The 23,300-nt window shown below is 40.3% G+C and carries 25 protein-coding genes; 9 read left to right on the forward strand and 16 right to left on the reverse strand.

The genetic code is table 11. The annotated features are described in order from the left end of the window. Positions 1 to 29 precede the first annotated feature (29 nt). The 5 genes from CHB71_RS10415 to CHB71_RS10435 all read right to left on the reverse strand — a co-directional run bounded on the left by CHB71_RS10415 (position 30) and on the right by CHB71_RS10435 (position 3,755). Positions 30 to 536, reverse strand: a complete 507-nt coding sequence (locus CHB71_RS10415) for a uridine kinase family protein (protein WP_089356847.1) — start codon at positions 534 to 536, stop codon at positions 30 to 32. Positions 537 to 616: 80 nt separating this feature from the next. Then, positions 617 to 1,921, reverse strand: coding sequence for an aminotransferase class V-fold PLP-dependent enzyme (locus CHB71_RS10420; RefSeq protein WP_089356848.1), 1,305 nt, complete (start codon positions 1,919 to 1,921; stop codon positions 617 to 619). A 93-nt stretch (positions 1,922 to 2,014) separates the two neighbouring features. Next, positions 2,015 to 2,686, reverse strand: coding sequence for a DUF2461 domain-containing protein (locus tag CHB71_RS10425; protein ID WP_089356849.1), 672 nt, complete (start codon positions 2,684 to 2,686; stop codon positions 2,015 to 2,017). Positions 2,687 to 2,736: 50 nt separating this feature from the next. After that, entirely contained in the window at positions 2,737 to 3,009 is a 273-nt protein-coding gene (locus CHB71_RS19010) for an endonuclease domain-containing protein (protein ID WP_262485927.1), read from the reverse strand. A 353-nt stretch (positions 3,010 to 3,362) separates the two neighbouring features. Next, a complete protein-coding gene (locus CHB71_RS10435; RefSeq protein WP_179213376.1) occupies positions 3,363 to 3,755 on the reverse strand; it encodes an RDD family protein in 393 nt (130 codons plus the stop codon). Positions 3,756 to 3,950: 195 nt separating this feature from the next. On the opposite strand from CHB71_RS10435, the gene CHB71_RS10440 reads away from it, so the two are divergent. Continuing rightward, on the forward strand, positions 3,951 to 7,313 hold the full coding sequence (locus CHB71_RS10440; protein WP_089356851.1) for a methylmalonyl-CoA mutase family protein: 3,363 nt from the start codon (positions 3,951 to 3,953) through the stop codon (positions 7,311 to 7,313). A 72-nt stretch (positions 7,314 to 7,385) separates the two neighbouring features. On the opposite strand, the gene CHB71_RS10445 is transcribed toward CHB71_RS10440, so the two are convergent. After that, complete coding sequence (locus tag CHB71_RS10445) at positions 7,386 to 9,140, reverse strand: hypothetical protein (protein WP_089356852.1); 1,755 nt, start codon at positions 9,138 to 9,140, stop codon at positions 7,386 to 7,388. 55 nt (positions 9,141 to 9,195) lie between these two features. On the opposite strand from CHB71_RS10445, the gene CHB71_RS10450 reads away from it, so the two are divergent. Next, entirely contained in the window at positions 9,196 to 9,978 is a 783-nt protein-coding gene (locus CHB71_RS10450) for a DUF481 domain-containing protein (protein WP_089356853.1), read from the forward strand. On the opposite strand, the gene CHB71_RS10455 is transcribed toward CHB71_RS10450, so the two are convergent. Then, on the reverse strand, positions 9,979 to 10,743 hold the full coding sequence (locus CHB71_RS10455) for a class I SAM-dependent methyltransferase (protein WP_089356854.1): 765 nt from the start codon (positions 10,741 to 10,743) through the stop codon (positions 9,979 to 9,981). It abuts the gene before it with no gap. A gap of 84 nt (positions 10,744 to 10,827) precedes the next feature. On the opposite strand from CHB71_RS10455, the gene CHB71_RS10460 reads away from it, so the two are divergent. From CHB71_RS10460 to CHB71_RS10470, 3 genes are read left to right on the forward strand one after another with little or no spacing between them, the layout of a single operon-like run. Then, a complete protein-coding gene (locus CHB71_RS10460; protein WP_089356855.1) occupies positions 10,828 to 11,238 on the forward strand; it encodes a hypothetical protein in 411 nt (136 codons plus the stop codon). A gap of 17 nt (positions 11,239 to 11,255) precedes the next feature. After that, complete coding sequence (locus CHB71_RS10465) at positions 11,256 to 12,014, forward strand: hypothetical protein (protein ID WP_089356856.1); 759 nt, start codon at positions 11,256 to 11,258, stop codon at positions 12,012 to 12,014. 2 nt (positions 12,015 to 12,016) lie between these two features. After that, a complete protein-coding gene (locus CHB71_RS10470) occupies positions 12,017 to 12,601 on the forward strand; it encodes an acyl-CoA thioesterase (protein WP_089356857.1) in 585 nt (194 codons plus the stop codon). On the opposite strand, the gene CHB71_RS10475 is transcribed toward CHB71_RS10470, so the two are convergent. The 4 genes from CHB71_RS10475 to CHB71_RS10490 are packed head-to-tail and all read right to left on the reverse strand — an operon-like array spanning position 12,576 to position 15,153. Beyond that, positions 12,576 to 12,983: a hypothetical protein gene (locus tag CHB71_RS10475; RefSeq protein WP_089356858.1), complete on the reverse strand. Its 408-nt coding sequence runs from the start codon at positions 12,981 to 12,983 to the stop codon at positions 12,576 to 12,578. The genes CHB71_RS10470 and CHB71_RS10475 overlap by 26 nt on opposite strands. Continuing rightward, positions 12,984 to 14,168 (reverse strand): J domain-containing protein, encoded by a 1,185-nt coding sequence (locus CHB71_RS10480; RefSeq protein WP_089356859.1) that lies wholly within the window; start codon positions 14,166 to 14,168, stop codon positions 12,984 to 12,986. It abuts the gene before it with no gap. Positions 14,169 to 14,212: 44 nt separating this feature from the next. Continuing rightward, positions 14,213 to 14,578: a fluoride efflux transporter CrcB gene (gene crcB, locus CHB71_RS10485; protein WP_089356860.1), complete on the reverse strand. Its 366-nt coding sequence runs from the start codon at positions 14,576 to 14,578 to the stop codon at positions 14,213 to 14,215. Then, positions 14,575 to 15,153 carry an acyl carrier protein phosphodiesterase gene (locus tag CHB71_RS10490; protein WP_089356861.1) on the reverse strand — a complete coding sequence of 193 codons (579 nt, stop codon included), beginning with the start codon at positions 15,151 to 15,153 and terminating at the stop codon, positions 14,575 to 14,577. Before CHB71_RS10490 ends, crcB begins: the two co-directional genes overlap by 4 nt. A gap of 156 nt (positions 15,154 to 15,309) precedes the next feature. Here CHB71_RS10490 and CHB71_RS10495 point away from each other — a divergent pair, with 156 nt between their 5' ends. The 4 genes from CHB71_RS10495 (at position 15,310) to CHB71_RS10510 (ending at position 18,209) form a co-directional block, all read left to right on the forward strand. Next, positions 15,310 to 15,684 (forward strand): tellurite resistance TerB family protein, encoded by a 375-nt coding sequence (locus CHB71_RS10495; RefSeq protein WP_089356862.1) that lies wholly within the window; start codon positions 15,310 to 15,312, stop codon positions 15,682 to 15,684. Beyond that, the gene (locus CHB71_RS10500; RefSeq protein ID WP_089356863.1) at positions 15,681 to 16,103 is read left to right on the forward strand and encodes a YybH family protein; all 423 of its coding nucleotides are present in this window, start codon (positions 15,681 to 15,683) and stop codon (positions 16,101 to 16,103) included. Before CHB71_RS10495 ends, CHB71_RS10500 begins: the two co-directional genes overlap by 4 nt. Positions 16,104 to 16,189: 86 nt before the next feature. Beyond that, positions 16,190 to 16,639 carry a CBS domain-containing protein gene (locus CHB71_RS10505; RefSeq protein WP_317043979.1) on the forward strand — a complete coding sequence of 150 codons (450 nt, stop codon included), beginning with the start codon at positions 16,190 to 16,192 and terminating at the stop codon, positions 16,637 to 16,639. Between the two features lie 49 nt (positions 16,640 to 16,688). Beyond that, the gene (locus tag CHB71_RS10510) at positions 16,689 to 18,209 is read left to right on the forward strand and encodes a serine hydrolase (protein WP_089356865.1); all 1,521 of its coding nucleotides are present in this window, start codon (positions 16,689 to 16,691) and stop codon (positions 18,207 to 18,209) included. A 49-nt stretch (positions 18,210 to 18,258) separates the two neighbouring features. Here CHB71_RS10510 and CHB71_RS10515 read toward each other — a convergent pair whose 3' ends face one another. From CHB71_RS10515 to CHB71_RS10535, 5 genes are read right to left on the reverse strand one after another with little or no spacing between them, the layout of a single operon-like run. Then, the gene (locus CHB71_RS10515; protein WP_089356866.1) at positions 18,259 to 18,888 is read right to left on the reverse strand and encodes a hypothetical protein; all 630 of its coding nucleotides are present in this window, start codon (positions 18,886 to 18,888) and stop codon (positions 18,259 to 18,261) included. Between the two features lie 54 nt (positions 18,889 to 18,942). Next, positions 18,943 to 20,580: a peptidoglycan DD-metalloendopeptidase family protein gene (locus tag CHB71_RS10520; protein WP_179213377.1), complete on the reverse strand. Its 1,638-nt coding sequence runs from the start codon at positions 20,578 to 20,580 to the stop codon at positions 18,943 to 18,945. Between the two features lie 34 nt (positions 20,581 to 20,614). After that, on the reverse strand, positions 20,615 to 21,190 hold the full coding sequence (locus CHB71_RS10525; RefSeq protein ID WP_221406704.1) for a YdeI/OmpD-associated family protein: 576 nt from the start codon (positions 21,188 to 21,190) through the stop codon (positions 20,615 to 20,617). Between the two features lie 4 nt (positions 21,191 to 21,194). Further along, the gene (locus tag CHB71_RS10530) at positions 21,195 to 21,611 is read right to left on the reverse strand and encodes a hypothetical protein (RefSeq protein ID WP_221406705.1); all 417 of its coding nucleotides are present in this window, start codon (positions 21,609 to 21,611) and stop codon (positions 21,195 to 21,197) included. A 54-nt stretch (positions 21,612 to 21,665) separates the two neighbouring features. Further along, a complete protein-coding gene (locus CHB71_RS10535) occupies positions 21,666 to 23,078 on the reverse strand; it encodes a DUF5689 domain-containing protein (RefSeq protein ID WP_089356869.1) in 1,413 nt (470 codons plus the stop codon). Positions 23,079 to 23,300 lie beyond the last annotated feature (222 nt).

The raw sequence follows: 23,300 nt of genomic DNA on the forward strand, positions 1-23,300 counted from the left end.
TCCCGGCCGAGAGGTCGGGATTTTTTATTTTAAACCGTGGCACGAACAGCCATTTCATTTAAATCTTTTTCAGTCAGATCGTTTTCACCAGATAAAGTCAAATCAGCATAGGGATACCGACCATATTTCAAATGGGCTTCCCAAACATATTCTACGTACCAATCCGGTTCTTTACCCCATCTGGTTTCTTCCATTCTGTGCTTCAGGAATTTTGGTTTTGAGATTTCAATAAATACAGTCAAATTGTAATGACTGTTCAATTCATTGCAAGCGAATGCCAGAATTCCTTCCACAATGATGAAATCATAGTCGGACTCACACTTTTTTATCAGCGCAATGACTCGATCATAATCGATGGATTCCGGTACTTCGTAATTTGGTAGGTCTTTGATCTGCGGAAGTTCTCTTTCGGGAAATACATACTCATCCATATCGATGAGTAGCACCTTTTGTGGTTTCAGTCTCTTTTTTAGATTCTTAGCTAGGGTAGACTTTCCGGACCTACTGATTCCTCCTATACCTATTATGCTGGCCATGGGCTAAAAATAGAAAATGTAAAGCCGTATCAACAGATTTAATGAGAAAGTCAAACTCAGACGTCTTTTGTGGTTTAGCGCTACGCTTTAATCATCTCCAAAGCTTCCAGACTTTTATCTACCTCTTCTTCCGTATTAATAATACATGGAGTCAAACGAGCATAACTTATTCTGTAAGGTGAAGAACTTGCAATCACGCCTTGTTCATGAAATTTCTTAACAGTGGTCTCCGCATCCAACCCATCAATTTCAAAGCAGTTGATTCCAGCCGAAAGTTCCGGAGACAAAGGTGTGAGCAGTTTTATGTGCTTCATCTCTTTGATACCATCCTTGAGTCGTGTATTTAATTCTGTAGTACGTTGGTGTACTTTATTTCGGCCAATTTCCATTTGAAACTCAAAGGCAGCATCCAGTGCCCAACGATGATCAAACGCATGAAAACCACCCGGCGAGCACATCTCTCCAAAGGTGACTTCTCCTTCGGGTGGGAATCCGAGCCACATGCCGTATGGATTCCATCTAAAAGCAGGTATAGTGGGCGCCACAGCATCCCATGCGTCCTTTTTCCCCCAAAGTATACCTGTACCACGAGGGCCGAATATCCATTTATGCGTACCTGCCGCAAAGAAATCACATCCAAGACCTGAAATGTCTTCATCCTGATTTCCAAAACCATGAACCCCGTCCACACAGAAATAAATGCGATCAGCTATTGATCGGTTGGTATTCACATCGGCTATGACTTCAGAGATAGCTTTTATCGGGAGTTTGATACCTGTGCATGAGTGAACCCATGTAACAGCTACGATACGCGTTTTGTCTGTAATAGCATTTGAAATATTAGAAGTGATCTCATCCACAGTTGCAGTTACAGGATCAGCATACTCTGCAATTCGATTGATTGTTGCACCGTTCTTATCACAGGCAAATTTTAAAGACATTTCTGTAGCATAATGGTCGTGTGTGGTCGTCAGGATTTCATCTCCAGGTTTGAGTTTGAAGCCATTATATAGCATGGCAAGACTTTGGGTAGTGCTATCGGTAAGTACCACTTCACCGGGATCTACATTCATGTATTTAGCAGCAGCCTTGCTCACGATATCTTCTTGTGGCCGCCAGTTTTCTTCCCAATAGAGAGCAGGATTTCGATCAAAAGCATCTCTATGCTTTTGAATTGCTTCTCTAACAGGTGTCGGGTGGGAGGCAAGCAGCATTTGCGCCATTTGGATGTGGCTATGATCGAGCAGGAATTGCTCTCGAATGCTTTGCCATGAGTTCGTGTCAAGTGTCTGGGATTGCTCTTCTGTACAGGCTACAAGGGCGGGAGTGAATAGTGCCGTTCCGAAAGCTGTTCCGGAGCGCGCTAAGAATCTTCGTCGATCCATAAGATTTAGAGTGATTGGTGAACAACCAAGATACAGAAAATAGATAGGAGTTGCTAGTCTGTAATCCTTAGAATTTCGGCTTGAATGCCTAACCTATATTAAAGAAATACCATTCAGATCAGTCGTAATCATTTCTGTCATACAGTCCAAAAAAGGTCGCATTTCTTTAAAAGCATCAGACATTATCTCAGGAAAATTTGAATCTTTCACCTGTCTTTGGGTAAAGTCATGTCGGATGATGTATTGCTTATATCTGAGTAGGTCAATCTCCGGATGATCTTTTTCAAATCCCTTTGGAGCTGTCTTTAATTGTTCACCTAGCAATTCACCAAATGCATTTTTAAATGCTTTAGACTGAAGAACCGCTCTCAATGGATCAGCATCTGATGCAATTTGATTTCTGAAATGCAGCATGTCCTGGGCGTTTGGCCCAAAGAATCCCCCCATGACATACGCTTCATCAAGGCCTATTTTGTAAAAATATCCGCCACGTCTGTCAGCTCCTGCACGCCTAAACCTTCCTGCCCAGTGTGTTTTGTACGGTGTTTTATCTTTCGAAAACCGGACGTCCCGATAAATTCTAAACAAGCTCTTTTTACCCGTTGGCGTTTCAATCACATCATGTTTGTTCATTTCACTCAGCAATTGATCTGCAAATGCAATCATCTCATCCAGCGCGGATTCATAGGCTGGCTTATTGGTTTGGAACCATTCTCGATTGTTGTTTTCAGCAAGGTCGGAAAGGAAGCAGAGGGATTTTTGCATCTTGGAAAGGTAAACTAATATCAGAGGGATTCCCCCTTTCCTAAAGGGGGCTAGGGGGATTTCTTCTTCTCCCACTCCTCCACAAAACGATAAATCTCCCCCAACAAAAAAGCCATGTTTTGCTTTACATCCAGATCGTCAAACCGGAGGAATGATAGCTCCATCGCTTCAAGAATTTCCTGTCTGGCCTGATCCTGCATACGAGCCTCTTCATGATAGTGACTGCTTCCATCCACTTCGATTACCAGGTTGAGCTTCTTGCAATAGAAATCCACGATGTATTGATCGAGCGGTTTCTGTCGGTTGAATTTATAGCCTTTGATTGATCATGCTCTCAGCTCCTGCCATAGCAGCACCTCACCCAGTGTGCTGTTGTTCCGTAGGTCTCGCGAAAACTGTTTCAGGTTCTTGTTGTACGGCAGGTAGTACATGAAGTAAAAATAGAAACGTTGCGTTGAATATCTTGAATTTGAATGCGTCGAACTCCTTGTCTGTGTTTCGTCGAATCCCCCGACTTGATTCTTCGAATCAAGTCACCCCCTTTGGAAAAGGGGGATTCCTTCCTTATTTTATTCAAATCAAAAATGGATGTATTCCCCCTTGAATAAGGGGGCTAGGGGGATTGATAGGTGCACAAAAGCACAAGCGGATGCTTGTGAGAGTATTATGATATAATTCAATTTTTATACAATACTACTGATCCAATAGCATAATCATGAATAGCCCTTCTTTTATCATTTGTAGAGACAACTAGTAATGATATCCATCCTAAGAAAAATTTTATGATGAATCTGAACAATGCGCTGACGAAATTCAAGTTTTTGTCATGATTTTGATCCTTTTTCACACAAATTCCATTAGCAGCATGCCCGAGGGTCTTTCCTGTTAGACTAACACTCAAAGGCTCGTAAACTGCCCATATCAGAATAAAAGCAAGGGCTCGCATCAAATCGGGAACTTCATCGAACATTTGGAATAATTGCTTAGCTAGGATCATTAGAATGATCATTATTATACCATCCATAAAAGCAGCCTTAACCCTATCTAAGATTCCTGGATATTCTCTCATTATGCCAAAATACATATCATTAACAAATTCGCATTTGAACCGAATGATTTTAAGGCCTTGATATTTCACTCCAAATAAAATCTTTTTAATCCTTTATCCATCCAAAGGATACTGGTATTCAATCGTCATCAAACCAAATCCCTCTATTTCCCCTCCATTTTCAGTAATTTTGCAGTCCCAAAATTTTGAAGCGACATGACCCAAGTAGCAGAGATATATAAACCCAAAAATCACATTCGTATCGTTACAGCCGCATCGCTTTTTGATGGACACGATGCAGCGATCAATATCATGCGACGAATCATTCAGTCTACCGGCTGTGAAGTGATCCATTTGGGACATAATCGTGCCGTGCAAGAGATTGTAGACTGTGCCATCCAGGAAGATGCACAAGCCATCGCCATTACTTCTTATCAGGGTGGGCATGTGGAGTATTTCAAATACATGTATGATCTGCTGAAAGAAAGAGGTGCAGAGCAAATCAAGATTTTTGGTGGGGGGGGAGGTACTATCCTTCCGGAAGAAATTGAGGAACTACACAAGCATGGAATCACGCGTATTTACTCTCCGGATGATGGGCGCTCCATGGGACTGCAAGGTATGATCAATGACCTGGTGAAACAAAGTGATTTTGCGATTGGTGAGAACCTGAATGGACAGGTTAAAAAGATCAATACCAAAGATCATAAGACGATTGCCCGGATAATCTCTTCAGCTGAGAACTACCCTGATCAAAACAAAGAAGAAATGGAAGCGCTGCGAAAGCAGGCGTCCAATACTCCTGTATTGGGAATCACCGGAACGGGAGGAGCAGGTAAATCTTCCTTAGTAGATGAGCTGGTTAGAAGATTCCTCGTGGACTTCAAAGACAAAAACATTGCGGTGATTTCTGTCGACCCATCTAAGCGGAAGACTGGTGGTGCATTACTCGGAGACAGAATCCGAATGAATGCAATCTTCAATGAGCGTGTGTATATGCGTTCACTGGCTACTCGTCAATCTAACCTGGCACTTTCTAAATATGTGCAGGACGCTATTGACGTGGTGAAAGCCGCCGGATTTGATCTGATCATTCTGGAAACGTCAGGGATTGGTCAGTCAGATACTGAAATCACCGATCACTCTGATGCATCTCTTTACGTGATGACGCCCGAGTATGGTGCGGCTACCCAGCTTGAGAAAATTGACATGCTCGACTTTGCTGATATGATCGCGCTCAATAAGTTTGATAAGCGAGGCGCTTTGGATGCATTGCGGGATGTGAAAAAGCAATTCCAACGAAATCATCAATTGTGGGATGCCAAGCCGGAAGACCTGCCTGTTTTCGGGACCATTGCTTCACAATTCAATGACCCGGGCATGAATCAGCTGTATCTATCATTGATGAATTTGATAGCTGAGAAAACAGGTGCGGAGTTAAAATCATCTTTTGAAAGCTCGGAGGAGATGAGTGAAAAAGTATTCATCATACCTCCAAAAAGAACCAGATATCTATCTGAGATTACTGAAACCATTCGTGGGTACAATGAAAAAGCACTTCAGCAAAAAGAAGTTGCACAGAAGCTCTACAGTCTTGAGAAATCAGGAGAGATCTTAAAAGACCAGAAAGATGCTTTGGCAGCCATTGATAAAGCGAAAGAGGAATTAAAGTTGGATCTCGATCCGCACAACTTGAAGCTTTTAGAAGAGTGGGACGCCAAGAAAGCCAACTATGAAGGTGAAGAGTACACGTACGAAGTACGAGGCAAAGAAATAAAGGTGGAAACGACTACCGAGACGCTTTCACATACCAAATTGCAAAAAGTATCATTGCCGCGATATGAAGGGTGGGGAGATATCCTCCATTGGAGCCTTCAGGAAAATGTACCGGGGGAGTTTCCTTATACTGCTGGTGTGTTTCCTTTCAAACGAAAAGGAGAAGATCCCACACGAATGTTCGCTGGGGAAGGAGGCCCTGAGCGAACAAATAAAAGATTTCACTATGTGTCTACCGGACTACCGGCAGCACGACTTTCAACAGCATTTGATTCGGTAACGCTTTATGGAGAAGATCCGGATCATCGTCCGGACATCTATGGAAAGATTGGTAACTCCGGTGTGAGTATCTGCTGCCTGGATGATGCAAAAAAATTATACTCTGGTTTTGATCTATGTGATCCGACTACCTCTGTTTCTATGACCATTAATGGTCCTGCAGCAACGATCTGTGCATTCTTTATGAATGCTGCGATTGATCAGCAGTGTGAAAAGTACATCAAAGAAAATGGGCTGGAAAAAGAGATCGAAGCGAAAATTGCGAAGATGTACAAAGATGCCGGTGTGGAGCGTCCTACATACAGCGGTGATCTACCAGAAGGACACAATGGATTGGGTTTGATGCTACTAGGAGTATCTGGCGATCAGGTGCTGCCAGCAGATGTGTACCAGGAAATGAAGGCGAAAGCACTTTCGTCGGTGCGTGGCACGGTGCAAGCAGACATTCTGAAAGAGGATCAGGCACAAAACACGTGTATATTTTCAACGGAGTATTCACTTCGATTGATGGGAGATGTGCAACAATATTTTATTGACAATAATGTCAGAAACTTTTATTCTGTTTCCATTTCTGGTTATCATATCGCTGAAGCAGGTGCAAATCCCATTACACAGCTGGCGTTCACATTAGCCAATGGCTTCACTTTCGTTGAATACTATCTATCAAGAGGAATGGACATCAATGCTTTTGCACCAAACCTTTCATTCTTCTTCTCCAATGGCGTAGATGCAGAATATGCAGTGATCGGACGAGTAGCCAGAAGAATCTGGTCTAAAGCAATGAAGCTCAAGTACGGAGCTAATGAGCGTGCTCAAAAGCTGAAATATCACATTCAAACCTCCGGTCGTTCCCTTCACGCTCAGGAGATTGACTTTAACGATATCCGAACCACGTTGCAGGCACTTTATGCTATCTATGACAATTGTAATTCGCTGCATACGAACGCTTACGACGAGGCGATTACAACTCCAACTGAGGGTTCTGTACGTCGCGCGATGGCTATCCAATTGATCATTAACAAAGAACTTGGATTGGCTAAGAATGAGAATCCAATGCAGGGATCGTTCATAACAGAAGAATTGACCGATTTGGTTGAGGAGGCTGTGATGATGGAATTCGACCGAATTACGGAAAGAGGAGGTGTGCTTGGTGCGATGGAGAGTATGTATCAGCGAGGCAAGATTCAGGAAGAGTCGATGTATTACGAGACATTAAAACACACGGGTGAGTTACCAATAATCGGTGTGAATACATTCCTTTCTTCTAAAGGATCACCAACTGTTATTCCTGATGAAGTAATACGTGCTACGAAGGAAGAGAAGGAGCAACAAATTCACAATTTGCGGGAGATGCAGAAAGGCAATGCAAGCAAATCTGCTGAGCTATTAAAAAAACTTCAGGAGGCAGCTTTACATAATGAAAATACATTTGAAGCATTAATGGAAGCTTCCAAGTACTGTTCATTAGGTCAGATTACACACTCAATGTTTGAGGTAGGTGGGCAGTATAGGAGGAATATGTAAAAAACCGAGCGTATTTATGAAACAATTTCAGACGGTAAGTTTTTACTGAAAACATTAACTCTCTTCGGGGTATTAGAAGTCTTTGGACATGCTTTTGAGGATAAGGTCATCTGTATCCTCCCCCATAATAGATTCCTTTGGTTGGTCGTAAGTAAGAAGAATTATAGAGTCTTTTACTGACGAAACCCCATAAATGTGTGAGTGAGCATCCCAGTTCTCATTTGGCCCAAGAAAGACGTGATTCAATTTGACTCCAGTTTTTTTGTCCGCCTTAACCAGCAGTCCGATATGATATGTTGGCTGCCAAAACCATTCGGAATAAAATTTATGTCCTTCCCCGTAGAGATAGAGATAATCATCATCAAACGTTAATCCTTCATATTCAGTAACATGAGCCGGGATTGTAATCGAATTGCTCCAATCAAATTGACCAGTTTTAATATCAATTGCATTCAGGTGAGCTTCATAGGTCGAATCATTTGCCAAAGTATAATGGGTGTAAATGGTTTGATTTGAAGAATCGTAGGAAATGGTAAGTTCATCAAGTGGATCAAAGGGTCCACTTTTAACATAAATGTCTCTTGTCCAATGGATAGTATCAGAAAAACCAACAAATTCAAGTGAATAGCTGATAATATGATGATTTCCTTTTTTAGTGATAATGCGGAAATCCCCCCTATCTGTTGATTGGAATTCTGTTAATACATCTGAAGTTGGTAAAACTTCTACATCTCCCACCCATTTATTATTTGTTTTGGATAGGCTAACTCTATTGCCTAATGAATAAATTAAATATGTATCTCTATCAGAACGAGTAAATGACAATGTTTTCCATGGATTACTTGCATTCATCCTTTTATTCCATAGCGTATCTCCTTTCATGGAATAGAGAGTCATTACACTCTCTTCTAAGACCCCATCATATTCATGGTAGCAGACAACTAACAATGGCCCACTTTCATTCAGGAGAAGCATTTTTTTAGAGTGATAGTCAGTAAGCGGTATGCTGGCAGATATTATTTCTTTTTCGAACCACGAAATATTATCTCCTCCCATAACAATGAAGCTATTATGGTCGATCATTTCAACTTGTTGTATTCCCCCAGGTTCAAATTCTAAAGCATCTGCTTTTACCACAAGTTCATTAGACGGCTTCATCTCCAACACCTCTTCATTCTGTATGAGATTTATTATGAGGTTATCCAGCATGTCCAGCATCAAAGCAGAACTAATAACAAATGGAAAAATAACAGCGATAACTCCTTTAAGAGTTGACCAGAACCAATGCTGAATTCGAAGTGCAATTACAGGGTAAACAGAGATGAAAAAGAAAGTAGGAATGATTATTAGTTCTGATTCGATATCCAGGCTATTCAATACGAAAGCCAAAACAATGAAGAGCGTGAACATTACAGATGTCAGGTAGAATGATGCAGAAAGAAAAAATCCCCATGGCTTTTTTCTGAAAAAAAGGAGTTTTAGCGAAAGAAAATAGAAAGGTATAAATGCTATAGCTGTTATGTAGCCAAAATAATCTTCCTCAATACTCTTATTTAATTCTACGTATCGTTGGTGAGGAAGAGGATATTTCCACATTTGAAAATCACCAACATGAATGCCTGCTGAATTGTACAAATAGTAGATAACAAAAAGTATGGTGAATACATTAAAGGTGAATTTTAGTTCCCCTGTATAGGTACCATCATTTGCTTCAATGATCTTAGTAGGCCGGACAAATGCATCCCTGAATGTTCGAAAAAACTTAAAGTCGTATTCGCTAAAATCCCTGAAATAAGGGCCAAATTCACGTTTGAAAAAATTAATCACAACGATTGGTTAGTTAATAAAGATAAGAGGTTTTCAGCTATTAGTTTTGCCTTTCATGAGGTTAGCTACTTTCGTATTTTTAGTAGTTGCTTTTAGCACTACATTTTCGCAAATCCTCAAAGTAGACAAAGGGTTTCTGGCCACAGATTCTGCGAATTACTTTACCGGTGTTATTGATGCCACTTTTGCCATAAATAATCGAAGCTCCACGGTTGATCAGCAAAACATCTATGTAGGGATTAACAATAACGTGGATCTGGTTTACATAGCAGAAAAATCTGCGACTGTGCTGATTAGTGGTTTAAACTATTTCAAAATAGGTGATGGACCATTGATCTATAATGGAACAGCACATCTAAGACAAGTATTGCGACGATCCGCTCCTCTAACACCTGAGTTTTTTGTGCAAGGCCAATTTGATGAATCCAGGAATATGGAGTTCAGGATGCTGTATGGGGGTGGTCTCCGTTGGAACATCCTTCAAAAAGAGAATTCACTATTTGCCGGGATTGGAATTTTTAGAGAAAATGAGCGATGGAATGGCCCGGAAGGTGAAGTAAATAAAAATCTTTGGAAACTAAATTCCTACCTGAGTGCCGATGTAAAACTTACTGAATCAATAAATGTCAATGCTATCGCATACTTTCAATCTGGGAGAGATCCTGAAATTGATGCTTTTAGAAATCGACTTAGTGGACAGCTGGAATTTAAAAACGCTCTTACAGATCAATTTAAGATAAAAATGACCTCTAATTTTCTTCTGGATGACAGGCCGATCATTCCGCTAAATGAATTTATCTATGAAGTGTATTTTGGCGTGGAGTATAGTTTTAAATAATCACTTTACCACTTTGTAGATCACCTCTTTCTCTGGTAGTGCAAAACGTGTTTTTTCTTCAGAACTCAACTCATCGATGATACGCTCCTCGACTACCTTAAAGCCGGCCTCTCCTAATCGTTGACCATAATCCTCTCCGTACATTCTCACATGGTCATCCTGGCCAAAAGCCTTCTCACGTTCTTTTGGCTCAACTATTGCCTTGTCCTCGTAGGTGGTTTTAGGAAGGGGATAGAAAAATGGAACCTGTAAAATGGCCCATCCTCCCGGTTTGAGTACGCGAAGCATTTCACTGAGTGCTTTTCTATCATCATCCACATGCTCTAAGACGTGATTGCAAAAAATAATGTCTACTGAATTGTCTTCAAAAGGAATTTGATGAATGTCCATTTTCACTTTTGCCAATGGTGATTCTATATCTGCAGTGATATACTCGAGGTTTTCAAGTGCATCAAAACGACTCATAAAGCATAATTCCGGTGCAACATGAAGCATTTTCGCTTCTTTAGTGAAGAAGTCAGTCTTTCTTTTCAAATAAAGCCAAATGAGTCTATGACGTTCTAATGCGAGGCATTTAGGGCAAAGCGCATTGCTCCGTGATTTACGTCCATAAGGCAGGAACTTTCGAAATCTGGATTCACAAACCGGACATTCTACCTTATTTCCACGATAAAATACTGCTACTACTCTCAGCACCACATGACTAAAAAGCTGGATGTACTTTCTCGGTACATTTCGCAGAAAAAATGAGATAATAAACTTCACGATTCGTCAATTTTGCCCCGCAAGTTATTTATTCACCTCACTACCAGCAATCATTGCTGAATTTTTCTCTATTTTGGTTTCTTTATGAAACAGCACCTGATTTCTGCACTTCTTTTATGCACCGGATTACTATGTCTGGGCCAAAGAGTGAAAACAGTTGAGGAACACCTGCCGACAGAGAATCTGGAGATGCGAAAAGACGCAAACAAACGATCAAACAAGCCGAAAAGTACTAATTACGACTTCATCTATGTGCCGAATGCTGATAAGATTCTCTATGGCAATCAATGCGTGCTGGAGATAACTCATAAATGGGGATTTGAATACGTTGTAGAGCCACGAAACATAGCCGGGAGCAAGAATTGGAAAGGTAAATTTTTGAATAACCTCTGGGTAAAGACTAAATTAGTAGTGACTCGTTCACCTTTTTGGAAACAGATTCTGCGCGGTAAAATAAAAAAATGCCGCAAGATGAGTGGAGATTTGGTGGGCTAATCACCTAAACGCACATCATGAACAACCTGTCCCGATTTGCAAAAAAGACAACAGTTGTCCTTTTTGTTTTCCTTTTCTCCTGTGCCAATATCACCGAAGAAATTTATCTCAACAAGGATGGAAGCGGCCGGTACGTGGTTTACACTGATGCGGTCAGCTCCACCAGAGCCATGATGATGGGTATGATGACCAGCATATATCCGGATGCTTCCAAGGATAGTATCATGCAGGTAGTAGATGCTCAACTTTGGGAGCAGTTTCCCGCTGAGGTAGACTCCATCATCGATTTCTCCTCAAGAGTACCGGATAGCATCAAAAATGATCCCGCAAAAAAGAAATACCTTGATAACATCGAGATGTTTATGAAGGGAAGTCGAGAGAAAGGATACCTCAATTCGGGAATACGATATACATTCTCGAGTATCGATGAACTTCAGGGGTTTAATGACTTTATGAGTGAAAATCAGGAAGCTACCGGAGGTCAAATGAACATGGATCTTCCTCAAATGGATGTGCAATACTCATTTGATGGCAGCTCTTTTTCCAGAACGGCTAAAATGAATGAAAACATTGAAATGAATGATTCTACCATGATGATGTTGGGATCACTTCTAGAAGGAGCAAAGTCAAGGCTAATTATTCATCTGCCGAGTAAGGCAAAGAAGGTTAGTAAGAATCAGCTTGTGGGGAAGGTAGGAAAGGATGTCACTTATGAATTTGAACTGATCAAAATATTGAGTGGAGAACAATCCACAGACGTTAAAGTAGAATTTTAATTATGGAGCCACGCAGTGTTCAATTTTCCCGTACCAAGTTGACAGAATTGATGATCCCTTCATTTGCCAACTTTGGTGGAAAGGTGCATGGAGGATTGATCTTATCGTTGATGGATAAAGTGGCTTATGCGGTTGGTAGTAAGCATGCAGGTACGTATTGTGTCACCGTGACAGTAGATGGTGTAGAGTTTCTTCAGCCGGTGGAGGTAGGTGAGTTACTCACATTAGATGCCGCGGTTCATTATGTAGGGAATAGTTCACTGGTGGTTGGTATAAAAGTGACCTCAGAGAATATAAAAACCAACGAAGTAAAGCATACGAACAACAGCTACTTTACCATGGTAGCAAAGGGAGAAGATGGGAAACCGACCAAAGTGCCGGAGTTGATCCTGGAGGATATGACAGAAATGAGGCGATTTGTGGATGCAATAAAAAGGATAAAAGTGAAAAAGGAAGCAAACGCCAAAATGCAGAAAGAGCAGGATGAATTTATTATGGTTGATGATATGGAATTACTCAATAATCAACGCTGCAAAGTTGAGTTTAAAGTTGATGATGATTTCAACGATCTTTTTTCCGATACATAAACTTCAACCCTGACCAGTCTTCATCTACGGCGCATACTTTCACATCCACCAGACCTCCTTTTAAGCCAAATTCTCTTACAATATTTCCATTTAGATTAGTGGTGATGCTGGACGTCCCTTTAGGCCAGGAAACCCACATGGTGCCACCCTTTTTTAGTGCTTGTTTCCATTTGTTCCAGTGAGCTTCCATTACCTCCAGCTCTTTTACAAAAACATGCTGAAAATCGTATGGGACGGAGTGCAACTCATCATCCCATTGCGTGTTTACTGGTGTTTCCTCAAGTAGGTCAAAATAGTTTTCAGGGGAGTTGAAAAGGTAGCAGGTGTATCCTTCTTTGATGTTGAGCTTCTTCCAAAGCGGGTTTTTTGAGTAGCCAGCCATTTAATTGCAAACATTTGGTAACACATCTCTCCAATCACGATCTTTTGCTTCAGCAAACTCATGACAGGCCTTAGTTCGTTGACCCATTGCGAGATAGGCATTTCCGGTGGTTACGTATGAAATCGCACTGTCAGGCCATACGTATTTGTTCCAATCAGCAGCTTTAATCGCCATTTCAGGATCATCTAATGCTAAGTATGTATCTGCTAATGATGTGTAGAGATAGTAGTGTGATTTTGGGAGGTATTGTTCATTGATTACCAATGCATAACCTTCACCGTAGTATGTTTTGTACCGCTTTACGGCTAGTCTGTGGGCTATCAATAGGTGGTCAAGCGCTTCTTCAGGATTATTAAGCTCATCCATTTGAATCTCAGCAATTTTCACCAATGACGCTATGATTTCGTATTCACCAACAAGAAAGTCTTTCAAAATGTCAATGGCCTTTTCGGGTTGGTTCGTTCGCTTGTAAGACTCAGCGAGCTTCTGCCTCAATTCATAAAATGGCAGGTTAGGCGCAAATTCCTGAACAAGCTCATACAACTTGATTGCCTCGTTGTAATTTGATCTGCGAAACTGTTGATCTCCTTTTTCTATAATCTGATCCAGCATGGTGGTCTTAAAAACCTTCATGTCTTTTTCTTCGGTTCTGAAAAAGCTGAGAGAAGTCATAAGTTCAAAGGCTGTTTTGTACTCCCCGGCCTCAAAGTATTGTTTCGCATCTAAATAGGTAGATCTACGCTCTGCAAGTAGCTTTTCAAGCTGCCGATCATCATAGCTTTGTTTGATCCAGACACCTGTCATGACGAATAATGCTATGAGGAATGTGATACCAAATGCATATGCAGTTGCAATCGCATTTTGTCTGTAATCCACTCGCCCACTACTGTATCTTGCTCTGGCCTGATTTTTCCAACGGTCTGCTGATGGCGGTCTATATGTATAAGGACGGGATTGAGAGTGTGAAAATTGTTGATACTTTAGTTTTAGATCAAATCGGGCTTTCTCGTACTCATCAGACAGAATTTGATGAGCCATATTGATTTCCTTGAATTTCTCCTCCATTTCAGGTCTGCCCGGATGTTTATCAGGATGATATTTGACGGCCAGTCGTTTGAATGCGGCCTTGATTTCAGTAGGTGTGGCATCCTCAGAGAGCCCTAGTACGTGATAGTAGTTGGTCATCTGAAATGGTTAGAGTCTATATAACGAAGAAAATCTCAGAAAGATTATCCCTTATTCATAAGGTAAAAACCTATTAGGCAAACAATAAGCCCACCAACCATACTGATTGAAGCGTAAAGAATGAATTGTACAATGAGGCCATCTCTGATTAGTTTTAATCCGTCCAACGCAAACGTGGAAAAAGTGGTGAATCCACCGCAAAGGCCGGCAACAAGGAATAAACCGGTTTGATTTTGTAGTTTAATAAGTCCGCCACTCAAAACCCCAATGATCAAACAGCCAACCAGATTAACTATTAAAGTGCCGGTATATGGCTTGTCTGCATAATGTTTAGCTGTGAGTAAATACACACTATATCTGGCTGCACTACCAATAAATCCACCAAAACCGACGATGAGGATATCCTTCATTTCTCAAAATTGGCTACAAATTCCTCCAATTCAGGAAAGAACTGATGAAACTCCTTTTCAAAATCTTCATAATGGTTCTTGAGTGCTTTTGAGGCTTCATCCATCTTATTTTCATATTTGGTTCGCCTGCTCATTCCTGTCAATGCCCGATCTATACCCTCAATAAATTGATAATTGTACAGCCAGTTGTCCTGGGCCATGAAACTTAACATGTGAACAACCCCTTTTGGAACTGTTTCATGGTAGTCGCTCATGGTTTCATAAAAAGATTCGGTATACTCCTTTAATGGTGTATCTGAAAATTGACCCCAATCCCGCGCTAAAAAATGATCATAAAAAACATCGACGATAACAGGCGCGTAATGCCTGAATTTTTCCCTTAATCGAATCTTGCTCTGAAGTACCGTATCGTGATTGTCGGTATAGAAATCAATGGCACGGTGTAATCGGATGCCTTTTTGAATGCCATCGGTATATTCATCCATTTGTGATCCCTTCACAAAATCACCAATGAAGTTTCCAACCAATAACTCCTTATCGGCACCACTTAAATAGAGATGTGCAAGAAAATTCATTGGTTTACGTTTGTTTTAAGCATCGACCATTTAAGTTTGAGATTAACCGTGCTAGGTTTACTTTTGTGCACGGCTCACGCCTTAAAGCAATATAATAACTTATTTAAAACAGCCATCGAGAGCAATTTTCCAAATATCATCCGATCACATCTAAACATGCTTGTGCAACTAGCACGAGTAGACGGAGTTGTGGTACAAGAAGAAATTGATCTGATCAAGCAGATTGGTAAAGCTAATGGTCTGTCGAATGAGGAGATCAGTGAATCATTCGAAGACCCTTCAGTGATTGAAGGATTGGAAACGTTGAATGATGACCAGCGATACGACTATCTGTACAACGTAGTTCAGTTGATGAAAATCGACGGTCGTATCTATAAGGAAGAAATTAAGTTCTGTGCGCGTATTGCCAGTAAACTTGGGTATGATGAGGATGTGCTGAGAGAAATGATGCTTAAAATTTACAGCGATCCACATATTTCAACTGATAAAGAAACGTTAAAGGCAAAAATCCAAACGTATCTTAAAAAATGAGAAACAGCTTTTCTCTATTCCTTACGCTAATTAGTATTTCGTTATCCGCCCAAAACCCAGATGAACGAGCAATTCGTGAAGTATTGGCTATGCAACAGGAATGTTGGAACGATGGAGATTTAGAATGCTTTATGGAGGGCTACTGGAAGTCAGATCAGTTGGTTTTTATCGGAAGCAAAGGAGTGACGTATGGATGGCAGGCTACCCTGGACAATTACAAAAAAAGCTATCCCGATAAAGAAAAAATGGGAATTTTAACATTCGATTTGATTAGTCTGGAACCGCTTAGTGAAGATTTTTGGACGGTCATCGGTAAGTGGAGTCTGAAAAGGAAATCAGATAATCCAAATGGCCATTTCTCGCTTATTTTCAGGCGTTTAGGAGACGAATGGGTGATTGTTTCAGATCATTCCAGTTAATCAATCAACATACTAAATTTGGGTAATTGGTGTTTTATGAGTAGATTCTATGCTACTTAAAACATTAAATTCAGCTAAATATGGTAATGAGCTATCGAGGAGCAGAAGCTCCTAAAACACAGGAAACTCAAGCACTTAAGGTCGAAGATTATATGGCTCGTAAGCTTATCACGTTTAAGCCTGACCAACCCATGCATGAAGTGGTTGACGCCTTGATGAAACACAAGATTTCAGGTGGGCCGGTGGTTAATGATCAGGGTGAATTGGTAGGTGTGATTTCTGAAGGAGACTGTCTCAAGGAAGTGGTCAAAGGTAAATATGATAATATGCCGATCTTCACTGGTTTGGTGGAAGAGCATATGGCAAAAAATGTAATTACCGTAGATCCTAATCTCAACATTTTCGAAGCAGCTAAAATGTTTCTTGAGAAAAGACTCAGACGTTTTCCTGTTATTAGAGATGGGAAGCTGGTGGGCCAAATCAGTCAAAAGGATGTAATGAAAGCGGTATTAAAAGCGAAGAGCTCTACCTGGTAGCACCTGATTACATTCTTTTGTATTTTCGTTCTTCAACAAACCCAGAAGAATGAAGAAGCTATTATCCATAACCCTCTTATTTTTCTTTTTATCTACTTACGCCCAGGTAGATGTAAAAGCAATTGATAAATACATCGAGCAGGCCAGAAAAGACTGGGACGTGCCTGGAATGTCCGTAGGTGTTGTGAAAGATGGAAAGGTGGTCTTGAGCAAAGGATATGGTGTAAAAGAGCTGGGTAAAAGCGATAAGGTTGACGATAATACTTTATTTGCCATTGCTTCCAATTCCAAAGCGTTTGTTGCTTCGTGTATTGCGAAACTTGTGGAAGAAGGAAAGCTTTCATGGAAAGACAAAGTAAGGGACTACTTGCCCTACTTCACTTTGTATGGTGATGAATACATTTCATCAATGGTCACCGTCGAAGATTTACTCTGCCATCGGGTTGGTTTGGGTACATTCAGCGGAGATGTGATCTGGTACAAGTCTGAAAAAAGTCCTGAAGAGATCATCAAGAGGGCTGCACATGTTCCCAAAGCTTTTGAATTTAGAGATGGTTACGGGTATTCCAATCTAATGTTTATTACTGCCGGTGAAGTCATACGAACGATAACAGGTGAACCGTGGGAAAACTATGTGAAAACGAACTTTATGGAGCCTCTTGGAATGAGCAATACCGTAATCAGTGTAAATGATCTGAACGATAACGTAGCTACTCCGCATAAACCAACCATTGATAGAGGTACTGAAGTATCCGAATGGGCCAGCTGGGATGCACCAAGTGCTGCTGGTGGGATCATTTCTTCTTCTACCGACATGGCCAAGTGGATGATGATGAACCTCAATGGGGGTGAGTGGAATGGAATAACCTACATAGATAAGGAGCAACAAAACTTACTGTGGACCCCACATGCCAATTTTAAGATAAGCGAACAATCAAAAGAATCTTTACCGGGTGTTCATTTCAGAGGGTATGGGCTTGGCTGGAGTCTGATGGACTATCATGGCAATCTGGTAGTGAGTCATGGAGGAGGATATGATGGTATGTATTCCAGAGTTGTGATGGTGCCAGATCAGGAGTTAGGGATTGTCGTGTTGACCAACTCCATGGAAGGCATTTCATCTCCACTAGCTATGTACATTGTGAACCAATTTATTCAAAAAGATATGCGTGACTGGTCTGCTGAATATCTGGAGAGAGCACGTTCGCGTAATGGGCATAAAGAGGAGGTGGAAGAGCGTAGGACAGCCAGAGTAATGGATACCAAACCAGCACTAACTCAGGAGGAAATGATTGGAACGTACAATGATCCGATGTATGGTGATATCACTATTTCTGAAAAGGATGGAAACCTGCGCATTGAATTTCAGGATGCGCCGGAACTGGGAGCAAGCTTGACGCATTGGCATTACGATACGTATCAAATCAATTGGGATGAAGAGCACGCCTGGTTCGATTTTGGCACTGTTTCATTTGAAATGGATAACAATCTGAAAGTTGAAGGAATCGAATTTGATGTGCCGAATGGGGACATCTTCTTTCATGAGTTGCATCCGAAGCGTGTGTATTAAAGAGTATAGTTTACGAACCCAACAGGGTTTCAAACCCTGTTAGGGTTTTTCACTCAAAAGTAACAGGATTCATATTTCTCAAATCCTGAAATGATTGGTGAAATTCCTTGTATGACTTTTTATCACCAAACCAATTAATGACTTCATTGCGATGCAATTTTGTTGATTTATCACTCAAATGAGCATGGTATGAGGAGTGTGGGTATTCTCTAAAATCATCAATTAACCCGTGCTTTTGAGGATTGAAATGAATGTAATAGACCAATTTGGAAAAATAATACTCATTTTCAATCGGGATCCTTCTGAATGGTAGTTCAAAAAGCTTTCCGGTTCTTTTATAAGCTTTATTGATAGCTTGGGTATATCCATTAAAGAAATGAGAAAATTGTAGACTGATTATTTGTGAAGAAGTTTTATTAACTCTAACAGGGTTCAAAACCCTGTTAGAGTTGTTATTAGTGGCTTGAATTTCTTCACCACCCTTTGTTCTAATCATTAAGTGAAAATGATTCTTCAAAAGGCAATAAGCATAAGTGTCAGCAACTGGACTAATATATTTTTCATACTTTAAAAGAAAGTATTGATAGTTTTCTTCCTTTTTAAAAATGTCCTCTCCATTGATTCCTCTATTGTAAACATGATAGTATGTTTCTGGCTGAAGAGGTTTGGTGTTTTTCATTTTGAAATATGACTATCTCACTGTTATCTTTCTAGACCATAACAGAGTTCCTACTTAATCAGCAATAATCAATCGTCTGGTATATTTAACATCGTCTTTTTCTAGCTGAAGTAAATAGATACCATTTTTGAGATGAGATACCTCAATTACACTTTGAGATTTAGGAACACGTTTTATGATCTGACCACTCAAAGAAAGAATTTGAATGTTTTCATATATTCCGTTTAGAGTTACAACGCCAGATTTAACTGGATTTGGATAAAACAACTCTTCTAATATCGAGTTGCTGCCCAAAACACGAGGTTCACTGGAAACGGCAATTGAATAGGTAGAAAATGTCGTTTCTATTTCAATGAAACTTTCCAACGGAAGATTTAATGCTGGCTCAAATGTAAAGTGGATGGTCTTAGTTTCCTGTGGATGAATGATTCCGTCCCAGTTTCCTTTGAAGTTTTCAGGGTAGTTGATGTTAGTTACAATCACACCATTTTCACCTGTGTTAGTTATATCAAAGGAGCTTGTAATTATGTCACCTTCGGTATAATCTGCGAATTGAATGTAGTCCGTTGAAAGTGAAACTTGATCTGTGTTGTCGTTTGTCACATAGAAGTAGGTCGACAATCGATCACCCGCATATGATGAAGTAAATCTCCACTGCCCCTGATCGCCTGATGCTGGAAGTGTAAACGACCTGTACCAATAGGATCCGCTGTAAAACCGTGGTGAAGTAGTTGTCCATTCCTGAAAAATTGTTCCATCTGGTTTATAAACTGCATGAGTGCTCACAGCAGACTCCATTTGGTCCCTAAAATAGGTGGCAAAGTAGACGGTCACACCATTACTAAAGTCAACTTCGAGATTAGGGCTTTCACTTCCGTGACAGCCAAACTCAGGAGGAGAATGATGGGTTGCTACCCTGTTAAGACCCGAAACAGTATATTCCTGCTGCTCCTTCCACCAAGATTCATTCGTTGTGGAGTTACAATCTCCGACAAAAGGGTCAATCAGGTTTCCCTGAGAGTCATAAAGTTCGAAATGAAGGTGTGGGCCAGTGGAGTTTCCCGAGCTACCCATCACACCTAAATATTCTCCAATCTCTACTCTTTCGCCTTCAGCCTTTTTAGTTGCAGAGCCTGTCTTTAAATGACCATACCATGCAATCGAGCCATCGTCATGCTGGATATATACTGCATTCCATCTGTTGCTATTAAAAGAGCAGCTTTTATCTGATTGGTTATTTTCCTTGTAAATAATTTCACCTGCAGCAGCAGCTACTATTTCCATGTGATCATGGTCCATTTTATGCCAATTAAACGGCCAGGAATAAATATCCGTGCCCTTGTGATTATAGCCATTATCTGTATCGTAAGTACGCGTGCCGCAATTGTAATCCAAAAGTTGATTTGGATATTGATCATTTAAATCCACATAATTGGAAATACCAATGGCTCCATATTCATCGTAATTTTTTGCTTGCCTGATCGGCCATTCTAGTTTGACCTGGTTTACGCTTCTAGCAGATTTGTTAGAAGTACGCTCGGCTATTATTTCTTTAATTAGTTCACGGTCACTTTCACTCAAACATGGAGTTGGGTTCTGTATGATGTATGGTGTGCCATACCCTTCCTCTTGTGCTGTGGCAAAAAGCGTGACGCACATGAAAAAGATTGCTAAATGGTGGTGAGTTTTCATAAAAGATGTATTTATCATAAAGATAGGGAAAAGCCTATTTACTCCATTTCAGTGGAGGTATTTTTTCTTCCCTGCCGGAACATTCAATTAATGTGATCAGTCTTTTTTCTCTCGTCTCTTCCCGTTTGGCACTCATCACCCACCAGATAGACTGTTTACGATAGGAGGGAGCTAGTTTGGAGGTAAAAAATGTCCAGGCTTTTTTGTTTGCTTTCATCCGAGTTTCAAAGTCTTTACTCAGTTTTACTTCCTTTTGCTCAAAGGAAGCACGCCCTGAATTTTCCAGCTTTCTTTTCTTATAGGCTTCAAGCCCTGCTTTGGTTACCTGCTTTTCCTTCGTCAGCTCCTCAATACGTTTAATGTTTACATTACTCCAATGACTGTTGGGTTTTCTGGGAGTAAAACGAACCTGATAAGCTTCATCATCTATTCGTTTACGGATGCCATCGATCCATCCATAGCACAATGCCTGATCCACTGACTCAGGCCAGGTTATGCTGGGCTTACCGGTGGCTTTCTTGTAATACCCAACCCAAAGTTCTGTTTCAGATTTATGATTTTCTTCCAACCACTTTCTAAAATCCTGAGGAGTAGGGAAGAAAATTGCCATGATTCTAGAAAGGAAGAAGGTCAGGTGCTACGTATTCTTTTTTGGCACGTTTATCAGCAAAGACATTAAACCCATAATGCTTACCTAAGAGGTCTTTGAAGTTGGTCAGCAATCGCGGAAATTCCTGAATAAAGTCTTTGAAATTGTCCGACTTAGCTTTTTGCATAAAATGATTCATGGCTTTCACGGAGGCTATGGTCACTGTCTTGTTGAATTTATCATAAACACCAAGCGACTCAGCAAAACCTTTGATCTGTTTGCACATGTTAAGTTCAGCCTGTTCTAATCCATACTTTTCAATATGGATGTAAGCCAGTCTTAGGTGAGCTTCATGGCTGAACATGCCTGGCTTTAGATGGTAAGATTCGAATATCTCCTCATATTCATCGTCGGTATACTGCCAGTGATCTTTGATACGCATTCTACAAAAATACGTATGAATAAAAAAAGCCACGAGAACCGTGGCTTAAGTTTGTTAGAACTTCAAATCATATAATCCTGTGATATGGAGGTGATTCCAGCTTCCAGCAATTCCTGTTATTTCAAAATTGCCTTTAGGTAGTGTTTCCTGACTAAATCCGGCTCTGTTGAAGGTAGTGACAATGCCCTGCTTATTCGTCCCATCTGATAGGGGATGGGAGCCCTCCCATTTTTTTACGCCATCAGCATGTGGGAAAGAAACATTCTTTAGTCTAACCATTTGTCCTGCATACGTTCCTTTAATTAAATCGTCTATGGTTATTTCAATCGGTTGCACAGCTATGTTTTCTGCAAGGATGGTGCCTAGTCTGTCTTCTACCTCAAGCATAGCTTTTTGACCATTCACTTCATGTCCTGTAGCATTCTTAAGGTTAAGTCTCACTTTTTGACCAACGGACAATAGATTATCAAGGATAAAGCTTATTAATATACCTCCAGTCTGATCCTGAATGTATATGAACTTATTTGTAGGCACATTATCTATGCTGGTAACAACGCCTTCAATGAAGTAATCAGTTGAAAAATACCAAACACCTTCATGTGTCGAAAAGTAAGCTTTAAGCTCTGCGATGGTATGAATTTCAGAATTGATTACATCATCTTCTTCCACGGTCAATAGAAGATCAAATTCACTACCTTGCTTCAAACCTTCACTCCAGTTGCTAATGGTAAAAATCAATTCCGCGTTGGCTTCTACAACATTATTGTTTGCAGGGTAAAATTTTATCATTTCACTGGTCTCTCCAGCTTCAAATACAAGTGGAATAAGGAAGTCGAACATTTCCGGATCTGTATGAAAATCTATTCCGTATTCATAATCATTCGGAAGGCCAACAGCTATTTCAACCACCTGTTGAATTGCAGAAGTCCTTTCAAGGATCACCTCAATTTCATAACCATCTACCTCAGATTCTGAGATGGTGGCATTACGAACTTTAAAATTGACAGCAATTGATTCTGTTTCAACAGGGCTCTCACCTTCATCATTATCAGTGATTGAAATGTTTGCAGTCTTATCAGCCAATACAAATCCATCTGTTGGATTTTGTAAGGTAAGGGTGATGGATTTTGAACCAGTATTTACATCATCATTGACAGGTAAAATCAAAAATTTCACTTCATTATCACCTTTCTCAAAGGATAATTTTAATACTCCATTTTCAAGTTCAGGTAAAACAATGTAATGATCCGGATTACTTGCGGATCCACTAAAAGCTACTTCAAGATTGCCTTCTTTTTTGGCTGGTTCATCCAGAACCACAGTCACGATCAATGCGTCATCAGCCTCATTTAGATTCAATGTGCTGCTTTCAAACTTTACTGTAGTCTGTACTACAGTCTCTAGATTGTCGTCGGAACATCCAAGAACCAACAACAAAGTCATTATTAACAAAATATTTACTTTCATTGCTCATCAATGATAAACTGATATCGGGCCTTACAAACGGAATGCCAGATATAGAAAGCAGTCAAATTCTTTTAATCAGCAGTTATCCATATGATGAGTTTGTCCAATTACGAACAAGTCTTTTGGTGATTTGATCATTTTCGATCATGAAAATCTCCTTTTATGCCCGTTAATCAATGATTTTTTAAATAATACATCAAATAATGAGGTATTCACTTGCAA

Source organism: Ekhidna lutea (assembly GCF_900188325.1).
Taxonomy (GTDB): Bacteria; Bacteroidota; Bacteroidia; order Cytophagales; family Cyclobacteriaceae; genus Ekhidna; species Ekhidna lutea.